This is a genomic window from Bacteroidota bacterium (assembly GCA_016213405.1).
Taxonomy (GTDB): domain Bacteria; phylum Bacteroidota; class Bacteroidia; order Palsa-948; family Palsa-948; genus Palsa-948.
This window is the reverse complement of record JACRAM010000061.1, coordinates 14,399-38,090: the sequence shown is the minus strand read 5'-3', so window position 1 is coordinate 38,090 and position 23,692 is coordinate 14,399. Positions and strand designations below refer to the sequence as shown.

General features: G+C 39.3%; 18 protein-coding genes. 1 reads left to right on the top strand and 17 read right to left on the bottom strand.

The window, feature by feature from the left end:
- Nucleotides 1–36: 36 nt before the first annotated feature.
- The 3 genes from HY841_07245 to HY841_07235 are packed head-to-tail and all read right to left on the bottom strand — an operon-like array spanning nucleotide 37 to nucleotide 3,841.
- Nucleotides 37–420: a four helix bundle protein gene (locus HY841_07245; protein MBI4930540.1), complete on the bottom strand. Its 384-nt coding sequence runs from the start codon at nucleotides 418–420 to the stop codon at nucleotides 37–39.
- 41 nt (nucleotides 421–461) lie between these two features.
- On the bottom strand, nucleotides 462–1,904 hold the full coding sequence (locus HY841_07240) for a T9SS type A sorting domain-containing protein (GenBank protein ID MBI4930539.1): 1,443 nt from the start codon (nucleotides 1,902–1,904) through the stop codon (nucleotides 462–464).
- A gap of 20 nt (nucleotides 1,905–1,924) precedes the next feature.
- Entirely contained in the window at nucleotides 1,925–3,841 is a 1,917-nt protein-coding gene (locus HY841_07235; GenBank protein MBI4930538.1) for a 2-oxoacid:acceptor oxidoreductase subunit alpha, read from the bottom strand.
- A gap of 307 nt (nucleotides 3,842–4,148) precedes the next feature.
- On the opposite strand from HY841_07235, the gene HY841_07230 reads away from it, so the two are divergent.
- Entirely contained in the window at nucleotides 4,149–5,177 is a 1,029-nt protein-coding gene (locus HY841_07230; protein ID MBI4930537.1) for an FAD:protein FMN transferase, read from the top strand.
- A 67-nt stretch (nucleotides 5,178–5,244) separates the two neighbouring features.
- Here HY841_07230 and HY841_07225 read toward each other — a convergent pair whose 3' ends face one another.
- From HY841_07225 to HY841_07160, 14 genes are all read right to left on the bottom strand, one after another.
- Nucleotides 5,245–6,249, bottom strand: a complete 1,005-nt coding sequence (locus HY841_07225) for a gliding motility-associated C-terminal domain-containing protein (protein ID MBI4930536.1) — start codon at nucleotides 6,247–6,249, stop codon at nucleotides 5,245–5,247.
- A gap of 121 nt (nucleotides 6,250–6,370) precedes the next feature.
- Entirely contained in the window at nucleotides 6,371–7,507 is a 1,137-nt protein-coding gene (locus HY841_07220; protein ID MBI4930535.1) for an efflux RND transporter periplasmic adaptor subunit, read from the bottom strand.
- A 12-nt stretch (nucleotides 7,508–7,519) separates the two neighbouring features.
- Nucleotides 7,520–11,878, bottom strand: coding sequence for a CusA/CzcA family heavy metal efflux RND transporter (locus HY841_07215; GenBank protein ID MBI4930534.1), 4,359 nt, complete (start codon nucleotides 11,876–11,878; stop codon nucleotides 7,520–7,522).
- An 87-nt stretch (nucleotides 11,879–11,965) separates the two neighbouring features.
- Nucleotides 11,966–12,328, bottom strand: a complete 363-nt coding sequence (locus HY841_07210) for a hypothetical protein (GenBank protein MBI4930533.1) — start codon at nucleotides 12,326–12,328, stop codon at nucleotides 11,966–11,968.
- A 224-nt stretch (nucleotides 12,329–12,552) separates the two neighbouring features.
- A complete protein-coding gene (locus HY841_07205; protein ID MBI4930532.1) occupies nucleotides 12,553–13,833 on the bottom strand; it encodes a citrate transporter in 1,281 nt (426 codons plus the stop codon).
- A gap of 42 nt (nucleotides 13,834–13,875) precedes the next feature.
- Nucleotides 13,876–14,316, bottom strand: coding sequence for a hypothetical protein (locus tag HY841_07200; GenBank protein ID MBI4930531.1), 441 nt, complete (start codon nucleotides 14,314–14,316; stop codon nucleotides 13,876–13,878).
- On the bottom strand, nucleotides 14,313–14,507 hold the full coding sequence (locus HY841_07195; protein ID MBI4930530.1) for a hypothetical protein: 195 nt from the start codon (nucleotides 14,505–14,507) through the stop codon (nucleotides 14,313–14,315). The genes HY841_07200 and HY841_07195 overlap by 4 nt, the downstream gene beginning before the upstream one ends.
- Nucleotide 14,508: 1 nt before the next feature.
- Nucleotides 14,509–15,087 carry an electron transport complex subunit RsxA gene (locus tag HY841_07190; protein ID MBI4930529.1) on the bottom strand — a complete coding sequence of 193 codons (579 nt, stop codon included), beginning with the start codon at nucleotides 15,085–15,087 and terminating at the stop codon, nucleotides 14,509–14,511.
- Between the two features lie 2 nt (nucleotides 15,088–15,089).
- Nucleotides 15,090–15,725: an electron transport complex subunit E gene (locus HY841_07185; GenBank protein ID MBI4930528.1), complete on the bottom strand. Its 636-nt coding sequence runs from the start codon at nucleotides 15,723–15,725 to the stop codon at nucleotides 15,090–15,092.
- Complete coding sequence (locus tag HY841_07180; protein ID MBI4930527.1) at nucleotides 15,722–16,435, bottom strand: FMN-binding protein; 714 nt, start codon at nucleotides 16,433–16,435, stop codon at nucleotides 15,722–15,724. The genes HY841_07185 and HY841_07180 overlap by 4 nt, the downstream gene beginning before the upstream one ends.
- Nucleotides 16,435–17,439 (bottom strand): RnfABCDGE type electron transport complex subunit D, encoded by a 1,005-nt coding sequence (locus tag HY841_07175; GenBank protein MBI4930526.1) that lies wholly within the window; start codon nucleotides 17,437–17,439, stop codon nucleotides 16,435–16,437. The genes HY841_07180 and HY841_07175 overlap by 1 nt, the downstream gene beginning before the upstream one ends.
- Nucleotides 17,440–17,536: 97 nt before the next feature.
- On the bottom strand, nucleotides 17,537–18,883 hold the full coding sequence (gene rsxC / locus HY841_07170; GenBank protein ID MBI4930525.1) for an electron transport complex subunit RsxC: 1,347 nt from the start codon (nucleotides 18,881–18,883) through the stop codon (nucleotides 17,537–17,539).
- 6 nt (nucleotides 18,884–18,889) lie between these two features.
- Nucleotides 18,890–22,642: a 4Fe-4S binding protein gene (locus HY841_07165; GenBank protein ID MBI4930524.1), complete on the bottom strand. Its 3,753-nt coding sequence runs from the start codon at nucleotides 22,640–22,642 to the stop codon at nucleotides 18,890–18,892.
- 153 nt (nucleotides 22,643–22,795) lie between these two features.
- Nucleotides 22,796–23,689 carry a Fe-S cluster protein gene (locus tag HY841_07160; GenBank protein MBI4930523.1) on the bottom strand — a complete coding sequence of 298 codons (894 nt, stop codon included), beginning with the start codon at nucleotides 23,687–23,689 and terminating at the stop codon, nucleotides 22,796–22,798.
- Nucleotides 23,690–23,692 lie beyond the last annotated feature (3 nt).

The window sequence follows — 23,692 nt, the reverse complement described above, 5'->3', positions numbered from 1 at the left end:
TCTCGTTTATTGTTGTTTATACATATTAAATGTCATTCAGTTGTCATTCGGTTGTTTTTGTTTCCCGATTGAATTAATATAATTATTGAGTTTTACACCAATATCTTTAATCTCTTTCATAAAAAATTTGAAATCATTATCGGAAATAAGTTTGCGATTATTTGCTTTTGTCAGCCATGTTTTAGTTTCGTAAAGAGAGCCCCTTGAGTAATAATAAAAATGTACTGCTTCGCGGTAGTGATATCTTCCAAAGCCCTCACTCAAATTAGATGCAACAGAATCAACTGCTTTTACTAATTGTTTGCCAACCGTGTCTTTTGCAAACCAATTCCACTTCAAAACAATATCCCAAACTTTTTCTCCAAGTGCCATTGATTGCTGATAAACTCTTAATTCTTCAATATCCATTTTTATATGTATTTACAATGAATGACCATAGAATGACCATGAATGACGGCTGTTTATTTATTTACAATTAACTTCTTTGTGAATGTTTTTCCGTTCGATGTCATCTTAATTAAATAAATTCCATCGGGCTGTTCGCTCAAATCAATTTGAAAATTTGAAGATGAGTTAATTTGAAAATTAGCAGCCACTTCTGCTCCGTACATATTATATATTTCAATGTCTTTCATTTTCAAATCTTCAAATTGGCTAATTATCACATTTGCTTTTCCGTTTGAAGGATTCGGGAATACAGAAATATGATTGTCAAATGAAAAAACCGGAACAGATGTATTCAGCGGCTGTGATTTGAAATGTATTTCATCAATCTTTAAATTCGATCCGATATACGTAAGCGCAGAATCCTGCCACAGTGAAGATTGCGCTTGTACAATTACCGTATCAGGCGCTTGCCCAACATTGAATGGAATCTGAACTGTTTGATACGTTGCAGATGCAGCAAGATTTTTTCCTGTGCTCCATATTTGTGAGCCAGACTTTTTAAAATTTAACCATACCTGCGCGCTGTCATTTCCGGAAGGAACATATTTATAAGAAAACACCAGCGTATCTTGTTGGTTGGAAAAAGGGTATCCGCCTTTTTGGCAATTAGGACCGCTGCAATTATTTTTGTAATATCCGGTTGAAACTTGTCCTGAGCGGGCAGTTGGGGGTCCACTCTTACTACTTCCAAGATAAGTGGTTAATTCTATTGCATAATTGCCGGCAGCAGCATCGGTGGTTCTGTTCATTCCATTTCCATCACCACCACCCAAATACCAATTGTCAGGTCTGTTAACTGTTTGGCTTAGCCATGTTTCAAAAGAGCCATTCATTTGTGCGGGCTGGCTGGTTACTCCTGTAAAAGAGATGCTGTCTATTTTTAAAATACTTCCCGGAATACCATTGCCCACCATAAAATCACTTGAAGTGGCAGCAAACACTACCGAATCGGGAGTGATAGCAAGCGCAGGACTTAACGTAAAGTTGAACAACGTATACGTAGTTTTGATACCTCCTACTTTGAAAAAATAACTTCCGATATTGATTCCTCCATTACTGAAAGTCACAATAATTAATCCTGAATCAGAAGAAGCAACATTGTATTTATAATACCCTCTTATCCCTGTCGGTTTTTGAGTGTAGGGTATTCCTCCTGTCCATGTGGAGGGGTCTTCACCATTGATTGGGTTTACAAAATAGGCGCCCGCTGTATCGGTTGCAGATGCATTGGTAGTAAGTTGCACGGCATAAGTTCCCTGATAAGCATCTGTTGTCTTCACACAATTAAAGGGAGTTTGGTATCTGAAAAACGCATCTGTATTTGATGTGTACGGATAGTATTGAGGATACTCATAAGTACCCGAAGTCCATGCTTCAAAATTCCCGTTGGGAATTGATTGTGCATTAGCAATAGCGCTTATGCAAACGAACGCTGCGGAGTAGATGATTTTTTTCATTGTGTTTAGTTGTATTAGTTTTATTTATTTAGTTCTTCAATTTTCTTTTTCAATTCTCCTGATGTAAAAGGATTTCCTTTTATTTTATTGAACGGAATAGCATCTATCAGAAATTTATCACGGATGATTTTAGAAAACTGTCCGTTGTTGATTTCCGGCATCAGCACTTTGTCAAAGTTCTTCAAAAGGCGACCGAGATTCTTTGGAAGAGGATTCATGTACTTCACCTGCGCGTGAGAAACATCAATGCCACTTGCGATGCAATCTTTCACAGCAGTTTTAATAGAACCATAAGTAGAACCCCATCCGAGAACAAGAATTTTTCCTTTTTCTTTCCCCGAAAGAACAGGGGCAGGTCCGCTATCAATCTTCTGTTCGGGAATATAATCCTCTACCTTATCCACTTTCGCTTGTCTCATCTTCACCATGAATTCATGATTGTCCGGCTCGTAAGAAATATTTCCGGTTTCATGTTCTTTTTCTATTCCTCCCACTCGATGCTCCAATCCTTTTGTTCCGGGAATTGCCCAGGGGCGTGAAAGTTTTTCATCACGCAGGTAAGGGAGATATTTTTCAATAGTTTCTGCGCCATTCTGTATTACGGAATTTTTCTTTGTTGCAAAATTCACTTTAATGTCTGCAAGTTCAGAAGCTTTCGGGAAACGCCATGGCTCAGATCCATTCGCAATGTATCCGTCAGTCAGCAGCATTACAGGAACCATGTGCTCCAGAGAAATCCGGCATGCTTCATACGCCATCGTGAAACAATCGGATGGTGAAGAAGCGGCAACCACTACCAAAGGACATTCGCCATTTCTTCCGTACATCGCTTGGAGCAAATCGGCTTGTTCGGTTTTTGTGGGAAGCCCGGTTGAAGGACCGCCACGCTGCACATTAATAATTACGAGCGGAAGTTCAAGCATTACGGCAAGACCGATGGCTTCGCCTTTCAGCGCAATGCCTGGACCAGAGGAACCTGTTATGCCAAGGTTTCCTCCGAAGGATGCGCCAATAGCAGAGCACACGGCAGCAATTTCATCTTCCGCCTGAAAAGTTTTTACTCCGAAATTTTTATGCTTGGCAAGTTCGTGAAGAATATCTGATGCAGGTGTTATCGGATACGTTCCGTAGAAAAGTGTGAGCCCGGATTTTTTTGCTGCGGCAATTAACCCGATGGCGGTTGCCTGGTTTCCCATTATGCTCCGATAGATTCCTTTCGGCATGGGAGCGGCTTTCACTTCGTAACGTGTAGTGAAAGTTTCGGTGGTGTCACCGTAATTGTATCCGGCTTTTAAAACTTTTATGTTGGTATCAATAAGTTCGGGGCGCTTTTTGAATTGTTCTTTCAAAAAACTAATTGAAGGTTCCATGGAGCGGTTGTACATCCATAAAATGAAACCGAGTACAAACATATTTTTGGAACGGTCAATTTCTTTCACGCCCATGCCGGATCCTTCCAGGCAAGCGCGGGTAAGTTTTGTGATATCAATTTCGTGAACAGTATAATTATCAAGCGAACCATTTTTTAGCGGATTGACTCCTTTCGGATATTTCGCCAGTTCAAGATTTTTTGGTTCAAATCCTGCTGTGTTAGCGATAATTATTCCGTTGAGTCTGAGAGAAGACAAACTTGCTTTCAGGGCAGCGGCATTCATCACTACTAGAACATCGCAATGGTCGCCTGCGGTGTGAATATTCACACTGCCAAAGTTCAACTGGAAGCCCGAAACTCCTGCGAGCGTTCCTGCAGGCGCGCGTATCTCTGCCGGATAATTCGGGAAAGTGCTGATATCGTTTCCGAAAAGTGCGTTGGTGTTGGTGAACTGCGTTCCGGTTAACTGGATGCCGTCACCTGAATCTCCTGCAAACAGAACGACTGATTCCTTTAACTCTTTCTTCGTTTTTTGTTTTGTGTTTTCTTGAGTGGGGGTTGTCATACTTTTTATTATATCGTTAATTGCAGACAAAAGTAATTAAATATATTTGTATAGAGGTATAGGGGAATAAGGTATGAGGCATAAGGGAACCTCTAAAAACTCATGAACCCCATAGGATACTTATCCAACGGGGTGAACAATAGAATAATTGAACATTTGAATTACGAAATCAGAAGTAAAATGCATTCACTTCGAATGTTCGCTGTTCAAATGTTCTTCATTCAAAATAGATTTTAGAGATGCCCATAAGAGGAGAAATCTATTTCCATTTACCCAATACCTTATACCCTATTCCCAAAATAGAAGTATGAAAAAATTTTACTGGTTATCACTTATTTTTTTTCTGGCTTGCAATTCAGGTGAAAAGCAATTAGTAAAGTTGGAAGGAAAAACAATGGGAACGACCTATCATATTTCCTATTTGTCTTCCGATAAAAAAGACATGAGCAGTAATTCAACTAATTTTCAGACTGAGATTGATTCACTTCTTGTTGAATTTAATAATTCAGTTTCTACTTATATTCCTTCTTCCACTATTTCCAAAGTGAATAAGCCAGATACGATGATTGAAGTGGATGAATATTTTGTTGAAGTTTTCAGAAAAGCACAGGATGTTTCTGAAAAAACGGATGGAGCATTTGATATAACGGTGATGCCTTTAGTCAATGGGTGGGGATTTGGATATACAGATACAATCAGAATGGATAGTGCTGTTGTGGATTCGTTGCAGCAATTAGTGGGGTATAGGAATATTGGTTTAATAGAAAGAAATGAAAAGTATTTTGTGAGAAAAAAAGACAAACGGATACAAGTTGATTTCAGCGCCATTGCAAAAGGATACGGAGTTGATTTGGTGGGAATGTTGCTGGAGGAACGAGGAATTGAAAATTATATGGCAGAGATTGGCGGAGAAGTGAGAGCAAAAGGGAAAAATGAAAAAGGGGAAGTATGGAGAATTGGAGTTGAGAAACCTATTGATGACCCAAGTGCAGCCAATCATGAGTTGAAAGATATTCTTAAATTGGAAAACAAATCATTGGCGACTTCTGGCAACTACCGGAATTTTTATTACCGAAACGGAAAAAAAGTCTCTCACGAAATTGACCCGATGACGGGCTATCCTGCGCTGAATAATTTATTGAGCGTTACAGTTATTGCCGATGATTGCATGACAGCCGATGCGTTTGCTACAGCATTTATGGTGATGGGACTTGAAAAAACTTTGAACTATTTACAAAAAGATTCTACGCTGAATGTTTACCTGATTTATGCTGATGAAAAAGGAGAGATGAAAGTTATGATGACTTCAACCATAAAGGGCGTTGTCGTACCCTAAGATGTGTTAAGACTTTAGAGTAAAAAATGAAGGAAGCGGTTGCATTGCAGTCATTGAATTTCCGATATTATCTCAATAAAGTTACATTGCCCGATATTTGTTGCATATTATCAGAACAGGAATTAAAATAGGATACCACCCATGAATAAACTCCCGATGGACATTCTTGTTCCTTGTGTTTTCCATCCCATCCCTCATTGGGATTATTTGAATCAAATAATTTTTCTCCCCACCGGTTAAAAATTCTTAACCTAAATTCCGAAGGTGTTCCGCCATAAATTTTGAAGTCATCATTTTCTCCATCGTCATTCGGAGAAAAAGCATTAGGAAGCCAAATTTCTGAGGGTATTCCATTGATAGAAATATATCCTGTATCAGGACAGTTGCCCTGATAATCATTTATCACATACAAGTAACTATTGAAAGAAGGTATAACTGAAATAGAAGAAGTAGTTTCTCCTGTTGACCATAAAATATTTCCTACAGGATTGTTCAAGGAAACAGTTGCAGGCATGCCATTGCAAAATATACTGCTTGTGGTAGTTATTACAGGTGTAGCGTCAGGAAATACGGAAATAGTTTCATATACAGTGTCGGCACAGTTAGTACCGACATCGTTTATAAACCAATATGTCTGTGTAGTTGGCGGGCTGACAAATATAACGTTTGTTGTATCACCTGTACTCCATAACACACTGCCTATAGGATTTATGAGAAGGATAGAAAAAAAAGTATCGCCCTTACAATACATTCCACCGGGATGAATATCAATAAAGGATTGTACAGTCCTTACAGTTATTGTCGCATATAACGTGTCATTCGTTCCGCCATAATCATTAATGGCATAGTAGGTAGTAGTGATTGTGGGATTCACCATAATAGAAAGACCAAAAGAACCTGTGCTCCAGAAAACTGTGCCTGTAGAATTTTGAATTGTTATTGTGACCGAATCGTTAGGACAAACAGTATCATTTGGAGATACAATCAATTGAGCGGTTTGCGAATATGAATTGGAAATTGCTATCAAGCAAGGAATAATAAAAAGAATTGGCTTAAAGATTATTCTTTTCATTTCACATACATTTTACTAATTGCAAGATTCCCCAAATGATAAGAGCGTAAATAATTATTACTCCGGAAAAGAAGATAATCGCATACTTTTTAATATATCCATCCTCATTTTTCATTTTCCATTACTCCTCTGATGTGTTTTTCATTTTCATCAGTAAGGAATATGCCCCTTTGATGACAAAGTTACGATTTCCCAAAGTTTTATCCGTTGGCAAAACAATTTCTGTAAATCCGTTTTCGGTGTTACCTGTTTTTATTTCTGTCATTTCAAATTCAGTATTGTTTTTTGCTATGAAAACATATTGCTTGTTTTCAAAACTTACAACAGCCTCCGAAGGCAAAACCAAAGCGTTATTGCTCTGCACTTCAATTTCTGCATTCATAAACATTCCGGGGATAAGCGTAGCGTCATATTTTTCAAAATGACAGTGGACTTCAACACTTCTATCCTGCCCGAAATCTTTCCCGATAAGAATTATTTCACAAGGATATTTTTTTTCAGGATTATTGTTTGTGTAAGCAATAAGTTTCTGCCCGATGAAAAGTTTATTGATGTCTTTTTCAAAAATAGTGAGCGCAAGATGTATGTCAGCAGGGTTCACTATTTCAAACAATACATCTTCTGGCTTTGCGTATTTACCTATGTTGACATTTACTTTTGAAACAAATCCGTCAATAGGAGAAGGGATGGTTATGCTTCGTGATAAATTATTTTCATTCAGCGTTTCGGGATTGATTCCGATGAGTTGCAGTTTTTCCGAAAGCGATTTCACCAATACTTTCTGCGAAGTGTAATCGGCTTGCGCTTGCTGAAAAATTTTATCACTGCTGGCTTTACTTTGATTAAGTTCTTTCTGCCGATTAAATTCCGCTTCGCTGAAAATGAGTTTTGCTTTTGCTGTTAAATAATCCTGTTGCAGTTGGATATATTGCTGGTCTTCCATCACTGCAATAGTTTCTCCTTTGCTGATATGCATGCCGGGCAAAAGTTTAGTGGATTTCAAATATCCGCCCAATGGAACGCTGATGGATACCATATTTTGCGGTGGAACATCAATCATTCCATTTACTTTCAGAATGGAGGAAATATTTTTTTGTTCCAGTTTTCCCGTTGCAATACTCGCATTTTTTAATTGCACTTCGGTAAGTTGAACCATGTTTTCGTTTACCGTTGCTTCTGTTTTATTTTTTGTTTGCTCGTTATTGTTGCAAGCGGTCAGCGTTGCAAACAAAATTGATACGATAATTATGTTCTTCATTTTATTTTTAGTTTACTTGTTTGTTAATGAATTTATTTTGATGATACTTTGATTCAGATTTTTTACTGCGTCCAGATATTCGCTTTGAATGGCGATGGCGTTATTGGTAAGCATTACCCATTCTAAATAATTGATGTCGCCATTTTGAAACTGAAGGTTGGCGGTTTTAATAATTACATCCGCATTTTTATTGGCGGTGCTTTCGTAATAATTTACTGTTTGCAGATTTTTATTGTATTCTAAAACTGCTTGCTGGTATTCGGTTTTCATTGTTTGCATTCCGAGCAAATAATTGTTCTGGGAAATCTGCCAGTATATTTTCATTGCCCCGATACCTGATTTTTGCGAGCCGAAAAATAAAGGGATTCCGATACCTACCTGAAAGGATTGAAAACGATTGGAAGAAGTATAAAAAATATTATCCGCTCCATTTCCCTGTATGCTCATATTATTATAGGTAGCAAAAAGATTCGGGAGGAGTTTTGATTTTTCCAATTTATATTTTGCAAATCCGATTTGTTGTTGTTGTTCTAATTGTTTTATAAATGGATTTTGCTGAATTGCGGATGTATCGGCTAATACAGGCGGAGATATTTTGAAATTACTTTCGGAGGGAATAAAATCTGTATTTGTATTGAGCAGTAATTTGAATTGCAATTTCAGAATTGCCAAATCATTTTCCAACTCTGATAACTGAATTTTAATTTGCCCCCGTTGTGTTTCGGCAGTTGTTTTTTCAAGAATGTTGCTTTCTCCTTTGCTGAAACGCTGTTCTGCATTTTGCAGAAAGGTTGCGTAAATGCTGTCGGTATGCTGTAAGAGTTTTTGTTTTTGCTGTAAATACAGCAATTCATAATATACTTCCGTGACTTGTTTTTTCAATTCATTTTCCTTCACGGCAACATTCAATATTCCGCTTTTCCATTCTTCGTTGAAAACAGTTTTTTGCCGTGCATATACCGAAGGGAACTTTATGTTTTGCGTTATTCCGAATTTATTATCGGTGAATGCGCTGTTGATTTGTCCGTAATCATATGAAACGGTTGTCTGCGGAATATCCCATGCTGTGCCTTTGAGTTTCTGTAAATAATCTGCGTTTAGTTTTTCATTCCGCAATGAAAGATTATTTTTCAGAGCGGTATCAATCGCACTTTGAAGCGTAATCGGGTTTTGAGCAGATGAATTATTTGCAAACAAAAATGTTGCGAAGAAAACTATTACTGATGCTGTAACATTTATTTTTTTCTTTCCGAATGAAATTCCTTTTTCAAACATGATGTATAAGATTGGTAAAACAAAAAGAGTGAGGAATGTTGCAATGAGTAAACCTCCGATTACAACGGTTGCCAATGGTCGTTGCACGGATGCGCCTGCGCCCTGACTTATTGCCATCGGCAAAAATCCTAATGCGGGAACTGCTCCTGTCATTAACACGGAACGCAAGCGGATTTTTGTTCCCTGAATGACTATTCTTTTTACATCGTCAACGCCTTCACTTTTCAGGCGGTTAAATTCCGCTATCAAAATAATTCCGTTCAGCACCGCCACCCCGAACAATGCAATGAAACCAACGCCCGCTGAAATGCTGAAAGGTATTCCGCAAACTGCCAGCGCAAATATTCCTCCGATGGCGGAAAGCGGAATTGCGGAGTAAACCAACAATCCCTGTTTCACAGAATTGAAAGTGAAATATAACAGAAGAAAAATAAGCAGTAACGAAACGGGAACTGCTATGGATAATCTTTGTTTTGCTTTTTCAAGGTTTTCAAACGCTCCTCCATAAGTGATAAAATATCCAGGGGGTAATTTTATTTGCTTGTCAACTTTTTCCTGTAATTCTTTCACCATACTTTGCACATCTCTTCCGCTCACATTGAAACCGACAATGATTCTGCGTTGCGCGTCTTGTCTTTGTATTTGATTCGGACCCTCTGTGATTTCAACTTTTGCAACTGCATTTAAGGGAATTTGCGTTCCATTCGGAGTGGGGATTAAAAGATTTTGCACATCCTGTAAATTTTTCCGTTGCTCTCCACTCAAACGCACTACCAAATCAAAACGCTTTTCTTCCTCGTAAACCAATCCACTGCTTTGTCCTGCGAATGCGGTGTTCAGCACATTATTGATGTCGGAAATATTCAAACCGTATTGGGCAATGGCAGAACGGTTGTATTGAATTACAATTTGAGGCATTCCCGTTACGGCTTCTACATATAAATCCCTTGCGCCCTGAACGGTGTTGCTGATGTCGCCTAATTTTTTTCCGTAGCGGGCGAGCGTATCTAAATTCTCTCCGAAAATTTTACAGACCACATCCTGCCTTGCGCCCGTCATCAATTCGTTGAAACGCATTTGCACGGGATATTGAAAACCAAAAGTAACTCCGGGCACATCTTCCAGTGCCTTGCTCATTTTTTCGGTGAGTTCGGGAAAAGTTTTTGCTGATGTCCATTCTGATTTATCTTTCAAAATAATCATCATATCCGTTGCTTCTATTGGCATGGGGTCGGTGGGAATTTCACTGCTTCCTGTTTTGCCGACAATTTTTTCTACCTCTGGAAATTTCTCTAATAAAATTCTCGCTCCTGTTGAAACTGCATTCATAGAAGTGGTGAGATTGCTCCCTGTGAGTACACGGGTTTCAACAGCGAAGTCGCCTTCTTCCAATGAAGGAATAAACTCACCGCCTAATTTTGTCATTACAAAAATTGCAATGAGAAAAAGTAAAACTGCTGATGCAATTATTGTTTTTGGAAAATTCAAAACTTTGTCAAGCGTGTGCTGATAGATGCGGTCGAGGCGGTTCATTATTCTGTCTGAAAAAGTTTTTTTGTGCGCAATCTTTTTGCTCAGAAATAGTGCGCTCATCATCGGAACATAAGTGAGCGAAAGGATGAATGCGCCAAGCAAAGCGAACACAACGGTTTGCGCCATCGGCTTGAACATTTTTCCTTCAATTCCTTCGAGCGCAAAAATCGGCAGATATACTATGAGAATAATTATTTGTCCGAACACGGCAGAGTTCATAATTCGGCTTACGGATGTTCCCACTTCTCCGTCCATTTCGGGCTGACTTAATTTATTTATGCTTACAAAATGTTTGCTGTGCGTGAGGCGGTGCATTACGGCTTCAACAAGAATTACCGCTCCGTCCACAATCAAACCGAAATCAAGCGCACCTAAACTCATTAAATTTCCGCTCACGCCAAAAAGGTTCATCATGATTACCGCGAATAACATGGAGAGCGGAATGACGGATGCAATTAAAAAACCTGCGCGGAAATTTCCGAGAAACAAAACCAACACAAAAAGTACAATCAAAATGGCCTCCATTAAATTTGTTTCTACCGTGCCGATGGCGCTGTTCACCATTTTTGTTCTGTCAAGGAAAGCGTCAATCACCACTCCTTCGGGCAATGTTTTTTGAATTAGCACGATGCGTTCTTTTATTCTTTCAATTACTTCATTGCTGTTTGCGCCTTTCAACATCATTACCACTGCACCTGAAACTTCGCCTTTTCCGTTGTAAGTCATTGCTCCGTATCGTGTCGCGCTTCCTAAACGAACATCCGCTACATTGCCAATCAAAAGCGGTGTTCCGTTAGGAAGATTTTTGACCACAATATTTTTTATGTCGTCAAAAGTTCCAACCAATCCTTCACTGCGGATAAATAAAACTGTCGGACCCTTTTCAATGTATGCTCCGCCTGTGTTCTGATTATTATTTTCCAGCGCAGTGAAAATATCATTGATAGTAATATTATTTGCAAGCAACTTTGCGGGGTCAACGGCAATTTCATATTGCTTTAAGTATCCACCCAAACTGCTTACATCGGCAACTCCTTTCACACCGAGCAACTGCCTTCTTACAATCCAATCCTGAATGGTGCGAAGTTTCATCGCGTCATATTTATTTTCATATCCTTTTTTTGCGCGTACAGAATACTGATAAATTTCTCCAAGCCCTGTTGTAACGGGTGCGAGCGTTGGTGTTCCAAAACCTTTTGGGATTTGTTCCTGCGCTTGTTGAAGCCGTTCTGTAACTTGCTGTCTCGCCCAATAAATATCCACATCATCGTCAAACACAATCGTAACCACCGACAAACCGAAGCGGGAAAAACTTCTGATATTTTTCAAGCCGGGAATGTTGCTGTTCACCTGTTCAATGGGAAAAGAAATAAGCCGTTCTACATCGGGAGCACCCAACGCTGGAGTGATGGTGATTACCTGTACCTGATTGTCGGTGATGTCGGGCACTGCGTCAATCGGGAGTTTTGTGAATTCGTAGCTACCGTAACCGATGAGGAACAGCGTAAATATCCCGATGACGAGTTTGTTCTTTATAGAGAACTGAATTATTTTATTGAGCATAGTTTTTTCTTATTGATATATGAATAATATAAGCACTAATTACAGCGATAGCCGTAACAAGTGCTTGCTTACCTTTCGGAAAGCAGATTAACCAATAAGAGCAGGGGGAGCGCGAAGAGAAGCGGAACAATTATAATTTTCAGGCGGTGGAAATTCCTGATAAGTTCCGTATTCTGTATTTCTTTCTGTAAAAGAAAGGTTAGTCAGTAAAGTGATATTAGGAAGAAAAAATAATTGCGATATAAAATCAGGGTTAACAATACTTGGGCTTTTTGCAGGAATGAAATTACCGTCTAATTGTCCGAAAGAGAAAATGCTGTGCTCTTGATCGTCATCATTGTGATGGTGTTGTGTGATTTCGATAGAATTGTCAAGATGGGGCGAGAGATTATGCCCCAGTAGAAAAGAACCGGCAATCGCTATTAATAATTTAGGGATTAATAATTTCATCGGGCAAAGATAAGAAAGTTTTTTATTCTTTTTTTTGCGTGTGGGATTCCTTCGGCAGGCGAGGGATAAATTCCGTGGAAAGCCAGCAGCTTCGCACATAAAATGATTTGCAGGTAGAAGTTCATCTGAGAGATTGCTTCGGAGAAACGACCTCGCAATGACGACAGAAAAAAAAGCGAGTAGCGAAAGCCCGACCCTGACACTTCGATCAGGGACGCGCCCAACTAATGTGTTTCGCTTTCCGGAGCGGGCATTTCAGTTTCTGTCTTGACCATTCCTTTTTTATGAGGAGCATGAGGATGCCACCCCACTATGCTAAGCATAATAAAGAATGAAACGATGTAAGCAAATGTAACGTGCCAACCGCCTTTAATATAATTGATAGTTGATTTTGCCTGAGGATACATATTGGAAAGCGCCACACCGGCTGAGGAACCAAACCAGATCATGGAACCGCCAAAGCCAACAGAATAGGCAAGGATTCCCCAATCATAACCACCTTGTTCAAGGCATAATTTGGTGAGCGGAATATTATCAAACACGGCAGAAACAAATCCTAAAGCGAATGCGGTATGCCACGAAGCGCCCGGCAATTCATTCACCGGCATCATGGAAGCGCAGAGCACAAGTGATAATAAAAAGATGGTTCCTTTCACTGCGTTCGGAACTTCTTTCCATGGTGTTTTTGTAAATGCAGCGCCTAGCAAAATGGCAATCCAAACACCGGCAGCGGGAAAATCAAGCGTCCAGTTAGTGATGATTGCGCCCGCAAGAATCATGGCGACCACAATAATTTTTTTCCAATCAATTGTTACACCGCCAACAGGCGCGTCTTTGGTTATCCGCTGATATTTGTCTTGCTGTTTTGCAGCGATGATCCCAAAAATCAGAATGGCAGCAAAAGAGGCAACAAAAGCATGAGTAACATCCAGCGCATTTACTCCGTCAATCCACATCATTGTTGTTGTTGTATCTCCCACAACGCTTCCTGCTCCGCCTGCGTTGCTCGCTGCTACAATAGCGGCAAGATAACCGATATGAACTTTCCCTTTAAATACTACCAAAGCAACAGCACCTCCGATCATGGCTGCGGCAATGTTATCGAGGAAAGAAGAGATAACCATAATCAAAACAAGGAGCACAAAACCACCTTTCCAGTCATTGGGAAGATATTCGGGTAACTTTTGCGGGATGCCTGATTCTTCAAAGAGCTTGGCTAAGATGGCAAAGCCGAATAATAATCCAAGCAGATTTAATAATGTGCGCCACTCTCCTTCGTGCCCATCTCCACCTATGATGTGGTGAACAATATTAAAATCAGTGACAAAAAGTAATTTAAAAATTAAAATGGAGGAAAGCCCTATTAAAGCCACTCTCATGGTCTGATTATGAAACAAGGCAACACCCAAAAGTGTGAGTGCAAATAAAATAAATTCAATCCGGATGGGGCATGAGTTTACCAGCTCGGTTATACTTGTACCTAAGTTGAGAAAAATGTTCAGCATAAATAAGGGATTAGTTTGGTGAGTTTACTAGTTGAATAAATTTTATAGTTCTATAAGGGAGAAATAAGGTAATAAAGCAGTAAGAAGCACTGTTATTTTTTTGATCTCGCTATCCACGACTTTTTTGATGCCATTGGCAATCCATGTGCAGATTTGAATGCGTTGTATGGAAGTACAGAATACATCTCCTGCAGTTTCCAGATCATGCTCTTTGCAATTGAGCCAGCGCAAATCTATCTGCTTGAATCGTTCGTCAAGAGCAGCGCATTGATTTACTAAGTCCCCTAAATTTTTTGAACTGACCGGCTTGCCTTTTTTCATCAGCAGATAGCAGTTTAGTAAATCATTCATACATTCTTTTACGCTATGGCAGATCATGAACGAAGCCGTATCGGTCTCTGCTTTCTGCCATGTTTGATTGATCAGCGAAAGTTTATCGCTTGCTTGCTGATACAATTCTTTAGATTGTTTCGTTATTTTCATTTTGAAGTTTTTAATAAGTTTTCTGATTTTGTGCAGGTATCTTTTTTCTCACAGTCACCGCAACATCCGCCACCGTAATCAAAATGATTTTTAGTTCCCATTTTTTTTGCGATGATTTGTACCACCACCCATCCTGCCGCTAATAAAGCAAGTGCAAGTACAGGTAAAATGTATTCTAAATAGTTTTCCATATTAATGAGAACTGAATAATCCTGCAAAGCCCATGAATGCCATTGATAATATTCCTGCGATGATCATATTTATTGCAGTGCCTTGAATTAATTTTGGGATGTAGGTCAGTCTTGATTCTTCCCTGATTCCTGCAAGCAACACATAAGCAAGAGTTATTCCCAGTCCGGCACCAATTGCATAAACTAATCCTTCAACCAATCCATAACCCTTGTTAGTGGCAAAAAGCGCAATGGCAAGTATGGCGCAATTGGTAGTTATCAAAGGGAGATATATACCGAGCGCTTTAAATAATGCAGGACTTAATTTTTTGATAACCATTTCAACAAACTGAACAGCGCTGGCAATTACAACGATGAAACAAATCATCTGCAGATAGGGTGCATACACCAGTACCCATTTATTTAAAGCATAGACACTAAGAGCTGTGATGATCATTACAAAGGTGTTTGCTGCGCCCAGCCGAATGGCAGTATCAATTTTTGTGGTGACTCCAAAAAAAGAGCAGAGCCCCAGAAAGTAAGCAAGAACAAAATTGTTTATTAATAAAGCGGAAACAAAAATCCAAACTAAATTTTCCATAGCTATTTTTTCTTTTGTTGTAACTTATTTATTTTTCGCTGAGCATACCAGCTGAATCCTAATAACAAAAATCCAAGAGTAATAAATCCACCCGGAGGAAGTATCATAATTATCCAGGGTTCGAATTTAGGTCCGAATAAAGAAATATTAAACAGCGAGCCGTTGCCAAGGATTTCACGGATTATTCCAATCACAGTTAGAGCAAACGTAAATCCTAATCCCATTCCGGCTCCATCTACAACAGAAAGCCATGGATTATTTTTTGCAGCAAATGATTCTGCTCTGCCAAGGATAATGCAGTTAACAACTATGAGGGCGATAAAAGCGCCAAGTTCTTTGTGAACATCCGGAACAAGTGCCGCCATAAAGAAATCAATGACCTGAACAAGTGTAGCAATGATTACAATAAAAGCAGTAATCCGCACTTGGTTTGGAATTATATTTCTGCAAAGTGAGATCAGCAAATTTGAGAGGATAAGCACGCACGTTGTTGCAATTCCCATAGCCAAACCGTTAATGACAGAGTTGGTGACAGCAAGCGAAGGACACATTCCGAGTATGGTAACGAAAATCTGATTTTCTTTCCACAATCCTTTTGTGAATTCCTCCATCGCCCGGCTTTTATTTTCTTCGCTCATTTTTTTGCTTCAGAAGGTTTATTGTCGTTGGAATTAATAAAATCATTTATGGGTCCTTTCCATTCTTTCATTGATTTATTCAGAAGACGAATGACGGCTTTTGAACTGATGGTTGCGCCTGTAATCGCTTCCACTTCGTTTGGGTTATGCTTTTCTCCATGCTTGGCGAATTTAATTTCAGGTTCAGTCAAGAGAGAAGTAAAGTTTTTCAGGAAGTCAGCTTTTTTAAAAATCTTATCTCCCAGTCCGGGAGTTTCTTTGCATTCCAGCACTTCATAGCCAATAATGATTTTCTTGTTGGCATCGTATCCCATTAAAATAGTGATTACATCAGCAAATCCGATCTCGCTGCCGAGTATTGCAAAGCCGATCATCGCCTTTGTGGAATCAAATCCCTGGTAAACAAGCTTTGGCGCTTCTCCTTTTGCTGTTTTATTCTTAATGTCAAACTCTGAAAGTTTTCCGTCTTTAAGTTCCAGCGTTTTGAAGGAAGTACATTTGGGTAATACTTTAAAGATGGCTTTTTCAATAGCCGCAGCTTTGTTAGCTTCAATCAATGGTTTGGTATAAAGATAAGTACTCACCATAATCAGACCGGCAAGAAATCCCGCAATACCCAAAGTCAGAATAAGCCGAAGGGAACTGGGTTCTTTTTCTCCGGTACTTTCCTGAGCAGAAGGTTTGTTGTCAGTATTTTCAGCTTCTTCCATTATTTTTTATATCCAAATGGTTTTACTTTAACTAAAATGTTTAGTAAAGGAGTTGCCGCATTCATCAGCAAAATAGCATACATCACACCTTCAGGGAGACCTCCCCAAAGACGAATCAATACAATAAAAATTCCTATTCCGATTGCATAAATCCATGCGCCTTTCGGAGTGATGGGCGATGTAACTAAATCGGTTGCCATAAAAATTGTTCCCAACATCAGTCCTCCTGAAAAAAGCATGAATACCGGACTTGGATATTTTGCCGGATCAATCAACCAAAAGATACCCGAGAAAATTACAACTGTGAGAATAATTGCAACCGGAATTCTCCAATGAATAATTTTACGGGCAATAAGATAAATTCCTGCGAGCAGAAAAAGTATGCCGCAGGTTTCGCCAAGAGATCCTCCTGTATTGCCGAAAAACAAATCCTGCCAGTTGGCAAACACATGGTCAAATTTCATTTTGGATAAAGGAGTGGCGGTGGTTATTCCATCTACATTATCAGCTTGAAAAAAAGGATAGCCGATGTTTGTTCCTCTGAAACTAAAATATCTTCCATCGGGTGGCGACCATGTTGTGATGGCAGTAGGAAATGCCGCCTGCAAAAAAGCCCTTCCTACCAAAGCGGGATTGAAAACATTCATGCCTAATCCTCCCCAGATTAATTTTCCCATTCCGATAGCAACAATTCCTCCGAGAAAAGCCATCCACAAAGGAAAGCCCGGAGGCAATGTTAATCCCAGCAGAAGACCGGTGATTAATGCGCTTCCGTCTTTTATTTTATCGCCACTGAAAAAAGATTTACTGAATAATTGTTCGATAAAAAAACACCCCGCAACTGAAAAAAACAGTACAGCCATTGCTCCCAGTCCGAAGAAATAATAAGCAGCTCCGATGATTGGAATCAAAGAAAATACAACCTGATACATAATCCAGGGAGTAGTTGCCTTGTCGTGTAAGAAAGGGGATGTAGAAACTGTTAATTTTTTTTCTTCGCTCATATTATTTTGAGATTACAAAGATTTTTACAAGATTACAGCGATAAAAAACCATAACCAAAATCTCTGTAATCTGTTCTGAAATCTTCGTAATCATTGTTTATACTTTTTCTTTTTCCTTTTCTCTGGCATTATGTTCCCGAATAATAGATTTTCCTACTCTGAAACTCTGCACCAACGGAATTCCCGAAGGGCAAACGTAAGAACAACATCCGCATTCAAAGCAATCCAATATATGATTCGTTTCCATTTCTTCCCACAGACCTTTTTTTGCCAGCATGCCAAGCAGAGAAGGATTGAGATACATGGGACAAGCTTCCAGACATCTGCCGCACCGGATACAAGTATATTGTGAAAGGTCTTTTACTTCATCCGAAGTCAGTATCAGAATTCCGGAAGTTCCTTTTACAACAGGAATGTCAAGTGATTTCTGAACCATGCCCATCATGGGTCCACCGAGTAAAATTCTTGCAGCCTCGGAAGTAATTCCTCCGCACAATTCCACTACATCACGCATGGGAGTTCCAAAGGGAACTAAAATATTTGCAGGTCTTTTCACTGCTGTGCCCGTTACGGTAACAATCCTTTCAATGAGCGGCTGTCCTTTTCGGAACCATTGGCTGATGGCGGCAATGGAACTGATGTTTGTTACAAGGGCTTCAATATCCAATGGAAGTTTTCCGCTTGGAACTTCCTTGGCAATGATGGCGTTGATCATCATCTTTTCTGCTCCCTGCGGATATTTTACTTTTAATGGAATTACTTCTACTGGAAGTCCTGAGTTTTTGGCTTTCTCATGAAGAATATTTATCGCATCAGGTTTGTTTGCTTCAATACCTATAAATATTTTTTCTGCTTTTAAAAAATGCTGGAGGATTCTGATTCCATCCATCACATCATCGGGATATTCAACCATTGTTCTGTGGTCAGAAGTAAGAAACGGTTCGCACTCGCAGCCATTCAGCATGATGTAGCGACAGGTTTTCCCTTCGGGGATAGAAAATTTAACATGAGCCGGAAATGCAGCGCCACCCAATCCAACAATGCCTGCGTCCTGAACCGAAGCAATAAATTCTTTCACATTCATTTCTTCATAGGACTTCGGAATAGAAGGAGTAAGTTGTTGTGTAGAAAAAGGATCTGCTTTGATAATTATGCTTTGAACCATTTGTCCGTTCGGATTCTCAGCAAGAGAAATTCCGGTAACAGTTCCGTCAACTGGTGAATGAAGTGCAACAGAAACAAAACCGTTTGCTGCTGCAATTTTTTGTCCTCGTTTTACTTTATTTCCTTTTTGCACCAGGGGTTTGCTTGGCGCTCCCAAATGTTGTGCAAGAGGTAAAATATATTCTTCTACAAAAGGCATTCGTTCCACCCTGCAATGTTCCGATAGCTCTTTGTATTCTTCGGGATGGATTCCGTGCCTGAAGGTTAATGTTGAATTCATAATTTCTTATACCTTATTCCTTGAAAGCATTACCAATTTCTCTTTCAGTTTAATTCGTATTTTCTGCAGATGTTCATGTTCAAGATTTGTAATTTTATTTTCAAACTCCTTTTTTGCTTCAGAATTCTTTTTTTCATACTTATCAGAAATATCCGTTTCCATTTTCTTGTGCAATTTTTCAGGGAAGTCCGATAACTCACCGCTGATTTCCCGTAACACCTGCCATGCTTTGATACATGACTCTGTAGCTGCAATCACTTTCTCCGATACGTTGTATTTTATTAACTCTGCATTTTGGTTGATTCGATATATTACTGGAGATTTTCCTGTTCGTTCTGATTTTGATAATGAAACAAATTCAGAAACTAGAACTGGTTTTCCCATTGCCTCATTATGAAGAATAAAATTTTCTTTCCAGGATTTCAAGGTGTAAGCCCAGTCAGCCCATGTTAAAGAGTAAGAGAGCGTTTTATCTTCTCCATTTTCTTTATAGACCAAATCGCTTTGCATCCAAAAAGATTCACTTTGAGGATTTCCTTCCAGTTCAATTTTTGACGAAAGCAATTTTCCATCCCGATGTGGATTGAAATTGAAAATCGGGAATGCTCTTGAACTCAGACTGAGGGAATGTAATTTCGGAAATGATTCGGAAGGAATTAAATGTTTTGAAGGTGCCGGAGCAAACACCCATGCTAAAGCCGGCTTGTTACTTTGAAATGCTTCTGACAATCCGGCAAACAAATGTTGCGGAACCGCGAGAGAACTTTTTATTACATGTGCATTTTGCAATGCCAATGCAGGAAGCAATGCTCCGACACCTCCAATAATATCAGCAGCGGAATTATCTATCGAAGGAACTGCATCATCAAGTACAATCGCCTTTAGCGGAAAATTGCAATCGAGCATGTTGCCCAGTGAATTCAAATTTTTTCCTGCAAGTCTGGCTCTACAGCCAATAAGAATAATCGGAGGGACAAGATTTTTTTCTTTTTCTGTTAAGTCATTCCATGTTAGCGAAGCAATCTGTGCATCGTTAATGCCCGGCTCGTACTTGCCGTTAATTTCAAGTTCTGCTCTTCGTAAAATTTTGATATTGTCGAGAACTTGCCGGATATGTCCCTGCACAATTCCTTTTGCAAGTTCCGGAGTGCTGCCACCCAGTTGAATTAACACAGGAGAAGTAAAATTATTCCATGGATATGAATTGCTCCAATCTAAAGAAGCATCTAATGCAATTCCCATTCTTGCCCTGCCTGTTCCTGTAGAACCATCGCTGGTAAGCCATTTTAATTTTTTTAGTGCTTCAGTCAGGTCGACTTTTCTTTTTAAACTTTTTGTATCCACCAGTTTAAGGCGATCTCCAGTTCCGAGTTTTTCAATCACCTCTTCAAAAGGTTTTCGGTCTTCCTTTATTTCCGAAAGAACTTTTGAAAGTGCTTCAAAGTCCTGTGATGGCAACGCAGAACCAAGCTGATCGTGAATGTTCTGGGACAATCCTGTAATCAATTCGTCAATGGTCTTTATTGCCTCTTTTATCTTCGGTTGAATTGTTGCTTCGGCAACTGCTGTCACCAGATGAATTATTGATTTGCTTGCGTCACCATCTTTGGTACTGCTTTTCCCGTTCAACGCTTGATTAAAATATCTGCTCAGCAATATTGCAGAGAATGAATTGTATTTTTTTTCATCCAGCAGCCGTAAAATAGTTTCACCGCTGGTATCGGGCATTTGCTCCCACAAAGAATACTTTTCCTGATGCACGGAAATGATTCCGGAATTTTGTTCTGTCATTTTCAGAGCATCATCATTGCAAACAGTTTCACAAACGGAACAACCGGTACAAGAATTAGTGTCAATCGTCAATGAAAATAATTCTCCACTTCCTTTTTTAATGAGTTCGGGAGTGTTGTAAAAAATATCAGTAACCGATATGGGCAATTTTTTTAAAGCGGAGGTTACTGATTCAGCATCTTGTTTTGCTGCCTGCAACTTATCGCCCTCCAATTTCATTTGTTGAGCGACATTTTCAAAGGCAGTCGGAATGAAATCGGATACAGAATAAATCTTTCCTTTGTTTTGTTTTATTACTTCGTGAATATTTTTAGCAATATTTTTTACTAAAGGAGTGAGTTGGGTAATCTTAACTCCGTTAGAACTTGAAATAGCAATACCCGCTTTAATTAAATTTTCTACGCCCATCACTAAAGGATTTATTGCTGAATGCGGGCAATGCAGAAAACAATCTCCGCATCCGGTACATTTATCCGAAAGGAAGACGGGCAAAAGTTTTTTCTCTGAAGCGGCATAATTGAAATTCGCAGTTGACGGGGGCATTACAGGAATTGCCTGAAACGGATCTGCAACAAGTTCTTCTGGATTTGTATGAAAGAAACTTGCAGTGTCATCATAGAACCTCGACAATTTTGTATAGGCAGGACCCTGATCGTTATATCTCCTGATTTTAGTTGTGATATTTGGAGCTTGGGATTTGGAACTTGGGATTTGGAACTTATTTTCCGCAGTAATTATTTTATTTTGAATGTCGGGATATTCCCTGTCAATCGCCTGCATCAATACCTGATGTTTGGGATAATTGGAATTGGAATGTGTGAAATCAATATCAATCCAGAATTTTGATTTTCCTTTTCCACCTGGCAACATGTTCGCTATTACCTCAAGCAAAGTATTTGAAGTGGGAATAGAGCCATAATTTCCTGAAAAAACTTTTAATTGTTTCGCTTCGGATAAACAAGAAACTTCTTTAAAAATATTCGAATGATTAATTCCTTCGGTTGCCTGCTCAAGAATAGTAATAACTTTTTTCCCTGCAAGAATCGTCTTGATTGCTTTAGCTGGGAATGGATTTATCTGAACAAGTCGCGCGGAAGCGGTTTTAATTTTATTCTTCGAATTATATTCGTCAATAGCTTTCACCACTGCAGGAGAAATACCGCCATAACTAATTACCAGATAAGAAGCCCATCCTAAATCCTTCCCGAAGGGAAGGACTTGCATACACCACTCCCCTTCCCTTTGGGAAGGGGTTGGGGGATGGGCTTTTTTATTAAGTTCCTGAAATGAATCATTAATAATTGCTTCCAGATGATTATAAAAATATTCCTGCTGCGCAGCTGTTTCGAGTCCTGCTTCGTTCAGTTGTTTTCCAGCACCGATGGAAACAGGATTGTCAATATTGAACCAGTTTGGGATTCTTTTTCTGCTTTTGCCGAAAATCATTTGCTGAGAAGGAGTAGGGCTTGAAATCAGAATGTCTGTGCTTCCTGCAAAATTTATCAGAGTTTCTTTTTCGGGAAATAAAATATTTTCTTCTGTATTACTAATTGATTCTTCCATGCAAACCACAACAGGAATGAGTGACAATTCAGCTATTCGATAAGAGACAAGCAACAAATCCAAAGCTTCCTGAGAAGTGACTGCAGAAAAAACCACTGCTCCTGTTTGCGAAAACTGATTTACCTGAAACTGAGATTCAACGCTGGAAAAAATTACAAGCGGAATATGCAATCTGACTGCATTCGCAATGCTTTCAATATTGGATGATATTTCACTTGAATTCAAAATAGTCCCTGCTCTCAATCCTGTTGAAGCAAAACCAATTGAAAAAGAAATATCACTTGAAGTTGAAAAAGCTAACGGCCGTCCGAAAATATTTTTATCGGCTGACTTGCTGCTTTCAGAAGACAAAATACTTTCGCAAATTGAAGAGGAAAGATACCATGCAGCATTTTTTGCTGACATGCTGATTTGTTTCCCCAATAGATTATGATAATTTGTTTTCATATTCATTTATACTGAGATTACAAGATTTTCGAAAAAAAGATTACGGTGATTATGTACTATTTCATCTCTGTAATCTCGTTTTTGTTTTTCTGAAATCATTGTAATCTTTGTTTATTGATAATAAACATTTTCTAAATCAGATAAACTTTCCACTTTTCCTATAGGCAGTTCTGATTTTTCTGTTATGTCAAACTGTTTGGAATTTTCCAGCCATACTATTGCATCTGTCGGACAGCGTTTGATTGCTTCGGGAGAAGAAAGCTTGTTTAATTCGTAATTAATCACGGCCAGATTATTTTTTATCTCTATCAATCCGGGTGCAGCATCGGCAACACATCTTCCGCAGGCAGTACAGGCAACTGAGCATTTATCTTCCGCATCATCTCCTTCCAACAGCGATTTGCATTGAACAATTAATTTCTGTCCAATAGGCATCAAAACAAATATTCCCTTGGGGCAAATTTCAACACAATCATTACACGCGGTGCATTTGACAATGTCCACAACAGGAAGTCCGTTGTCATTCATTTTTATAGCATCAAAAGCGCAAACCTTTTCACAATCTGCTAATCCTAAACATCCCCACGAACATTGTTTTGGTCCGCCAGCAACAAGCGCTTCACCGCGGCAAGTGCTTAAACCTCCTTTGTAATCCGCTATGTTATGAGCTTCATTTTTTCCACCCGCACATAAAAGGCGCGCGACAACTTTTTCTCCGATACTTGCTTCAACACCTATGTAACTTGCAATGCTATCAACTGCAACACGTGAACTCACTGTACATTTTCCCGGATTAATTGTTTTGTTAACTACCATTTCCGCAAAAGCGCGGCATCCGGGCACACCGCAGGCACCGCAATTTGCTTTCGGAAGCATTCCTTCAACAGCATCAATGCGCGGGTCTTCCCACACTTTAAGTTTCTTATAGGCGATAGCAAGAATAGCGGCAAACAAAAGACCAAGTCCCGTGAGAATAACTACGGCTATGATTATTTCATTAACCATAGA

Excerpts from the sequence above, each read along its gene's own strand:
- HY841_07240 (MBI4930539.1), bottom strand. The coding sequence starts at position 1,904 with ATGAAAAAAATCATCTACTCCGCAGCGTTCGTTTGCATAAGCGCTATT.
- HY841_07205 (MBI4930532.1), bottom strand. The coding sequence starts at position 13,833 with ATGCTGAACATTTTTCTCAACTTAGGTACAAGTATAACCGAGCTGGTA.
- HY841_07190 (MBI4930529.1), bottom strand. The coding sequence starts at position 15,087 with ATGGAAAATTTAGTTTGGATTTTTGTTTCCGCTTTATTAATAAACAAT.
- HY841_07195 (MBI4930530.1), bottom strand. The coding sequence starts at position 14,507 with ATGGAAAACTATTTAGAATACATTTTACCTGTACTTGCACTTGCTTTA.
- HY841_07165 (MBI4930524.1), bottom strand. The coding sequence starts at position 22,642 with ATGTCAGCAAAAAATGCTGCATGGTATCTTTCCTCTTCAATTTGCGAA.
- HY841_07215 (MBI4930534.1), bottom strand. The coding sequence starts at position 11,878 with ATGCTCAATAAAATAATTCAGTTCTCTATAAAGAACAAACTCGTCATC.
- HY841_07230 (MBI4930537.1), top strand. The coding sequence starts at position 4,149 with ATGAAAAAATTTTACTGGTTATCACTTATTTTTTTTCTGGCTTGCAAT.
- HY841_07200 (MBI4930531.1), bottom strand. The coding sequence starts at position 14,316 with ATGAAAATAACGAAACAATCTAAAGAATTGTATCAGCAAGCAAGCGAT.
- rsxC (MBI4930525.1), bottom strand. The coding sequence starts at position 18,883 with ATGAATTCAACATTAACCTTCAGGCACGGAATCCATCCCGAAGAATAC.
- HY841_07220 (MBI4930535.1), bottom strand. The coding sequence starts at position 7,507 with ATGAAGAACATAATTATCGTATCAATTTTGTTTGCAACGCTGACCGCT.
- HY841_07225 (MBI4930536.1), bottom strand. The coding sequence starts at position 6,249 with ATGAAAAGAATAATCTTTAAGCCAATTCTTTTTATTATTCCTTGCTTG.
- HY841_07175 (MBI4930526.1), bottom strand. The coding sequence starts at position 17,439 with ATGAGCGAAGAAAAAAAATTAACAGTTTCTACATCCCCTTTCTTACAC.
- HY841_07210 (MBI4930533.1), bottom strand. The coding sequence starts at position 12,328 with ATGAAATTATTAATCCCTAAATTATTAATAGCGATTGCCGGTTCTTTT.
- HY841_07160 (MBI4930523.1), bottom strand. The coding sequence starts at position 23,689 with ATGGTTAATGAAATAATCATAGCCGTAGTTATTCTCACGGGACTTGGT.
- HY841_07185 (MBI4930528.1), bottom strand. The coding sequence starts at position 15,725 with ATGAGCGAAGAAAATAAAAGCCGGGCGATGGAGGAATTCACAAAAGGA.
- HY841_07235 (MBI4930538.1), bottom strand. The coding sequence starts at position 3,841 with ATGACAACCCCCACTCAAGAAAACACAAAACAAAAAACGAAGAAAGAG.
- HY841_07180 (MBI4930527.1), bottom strand. The coding sequence starts at position 16,435 with ATGGAAGAAGCTGAAAATACTGACAACAAACCTTCTGCTCAGGAAAGT.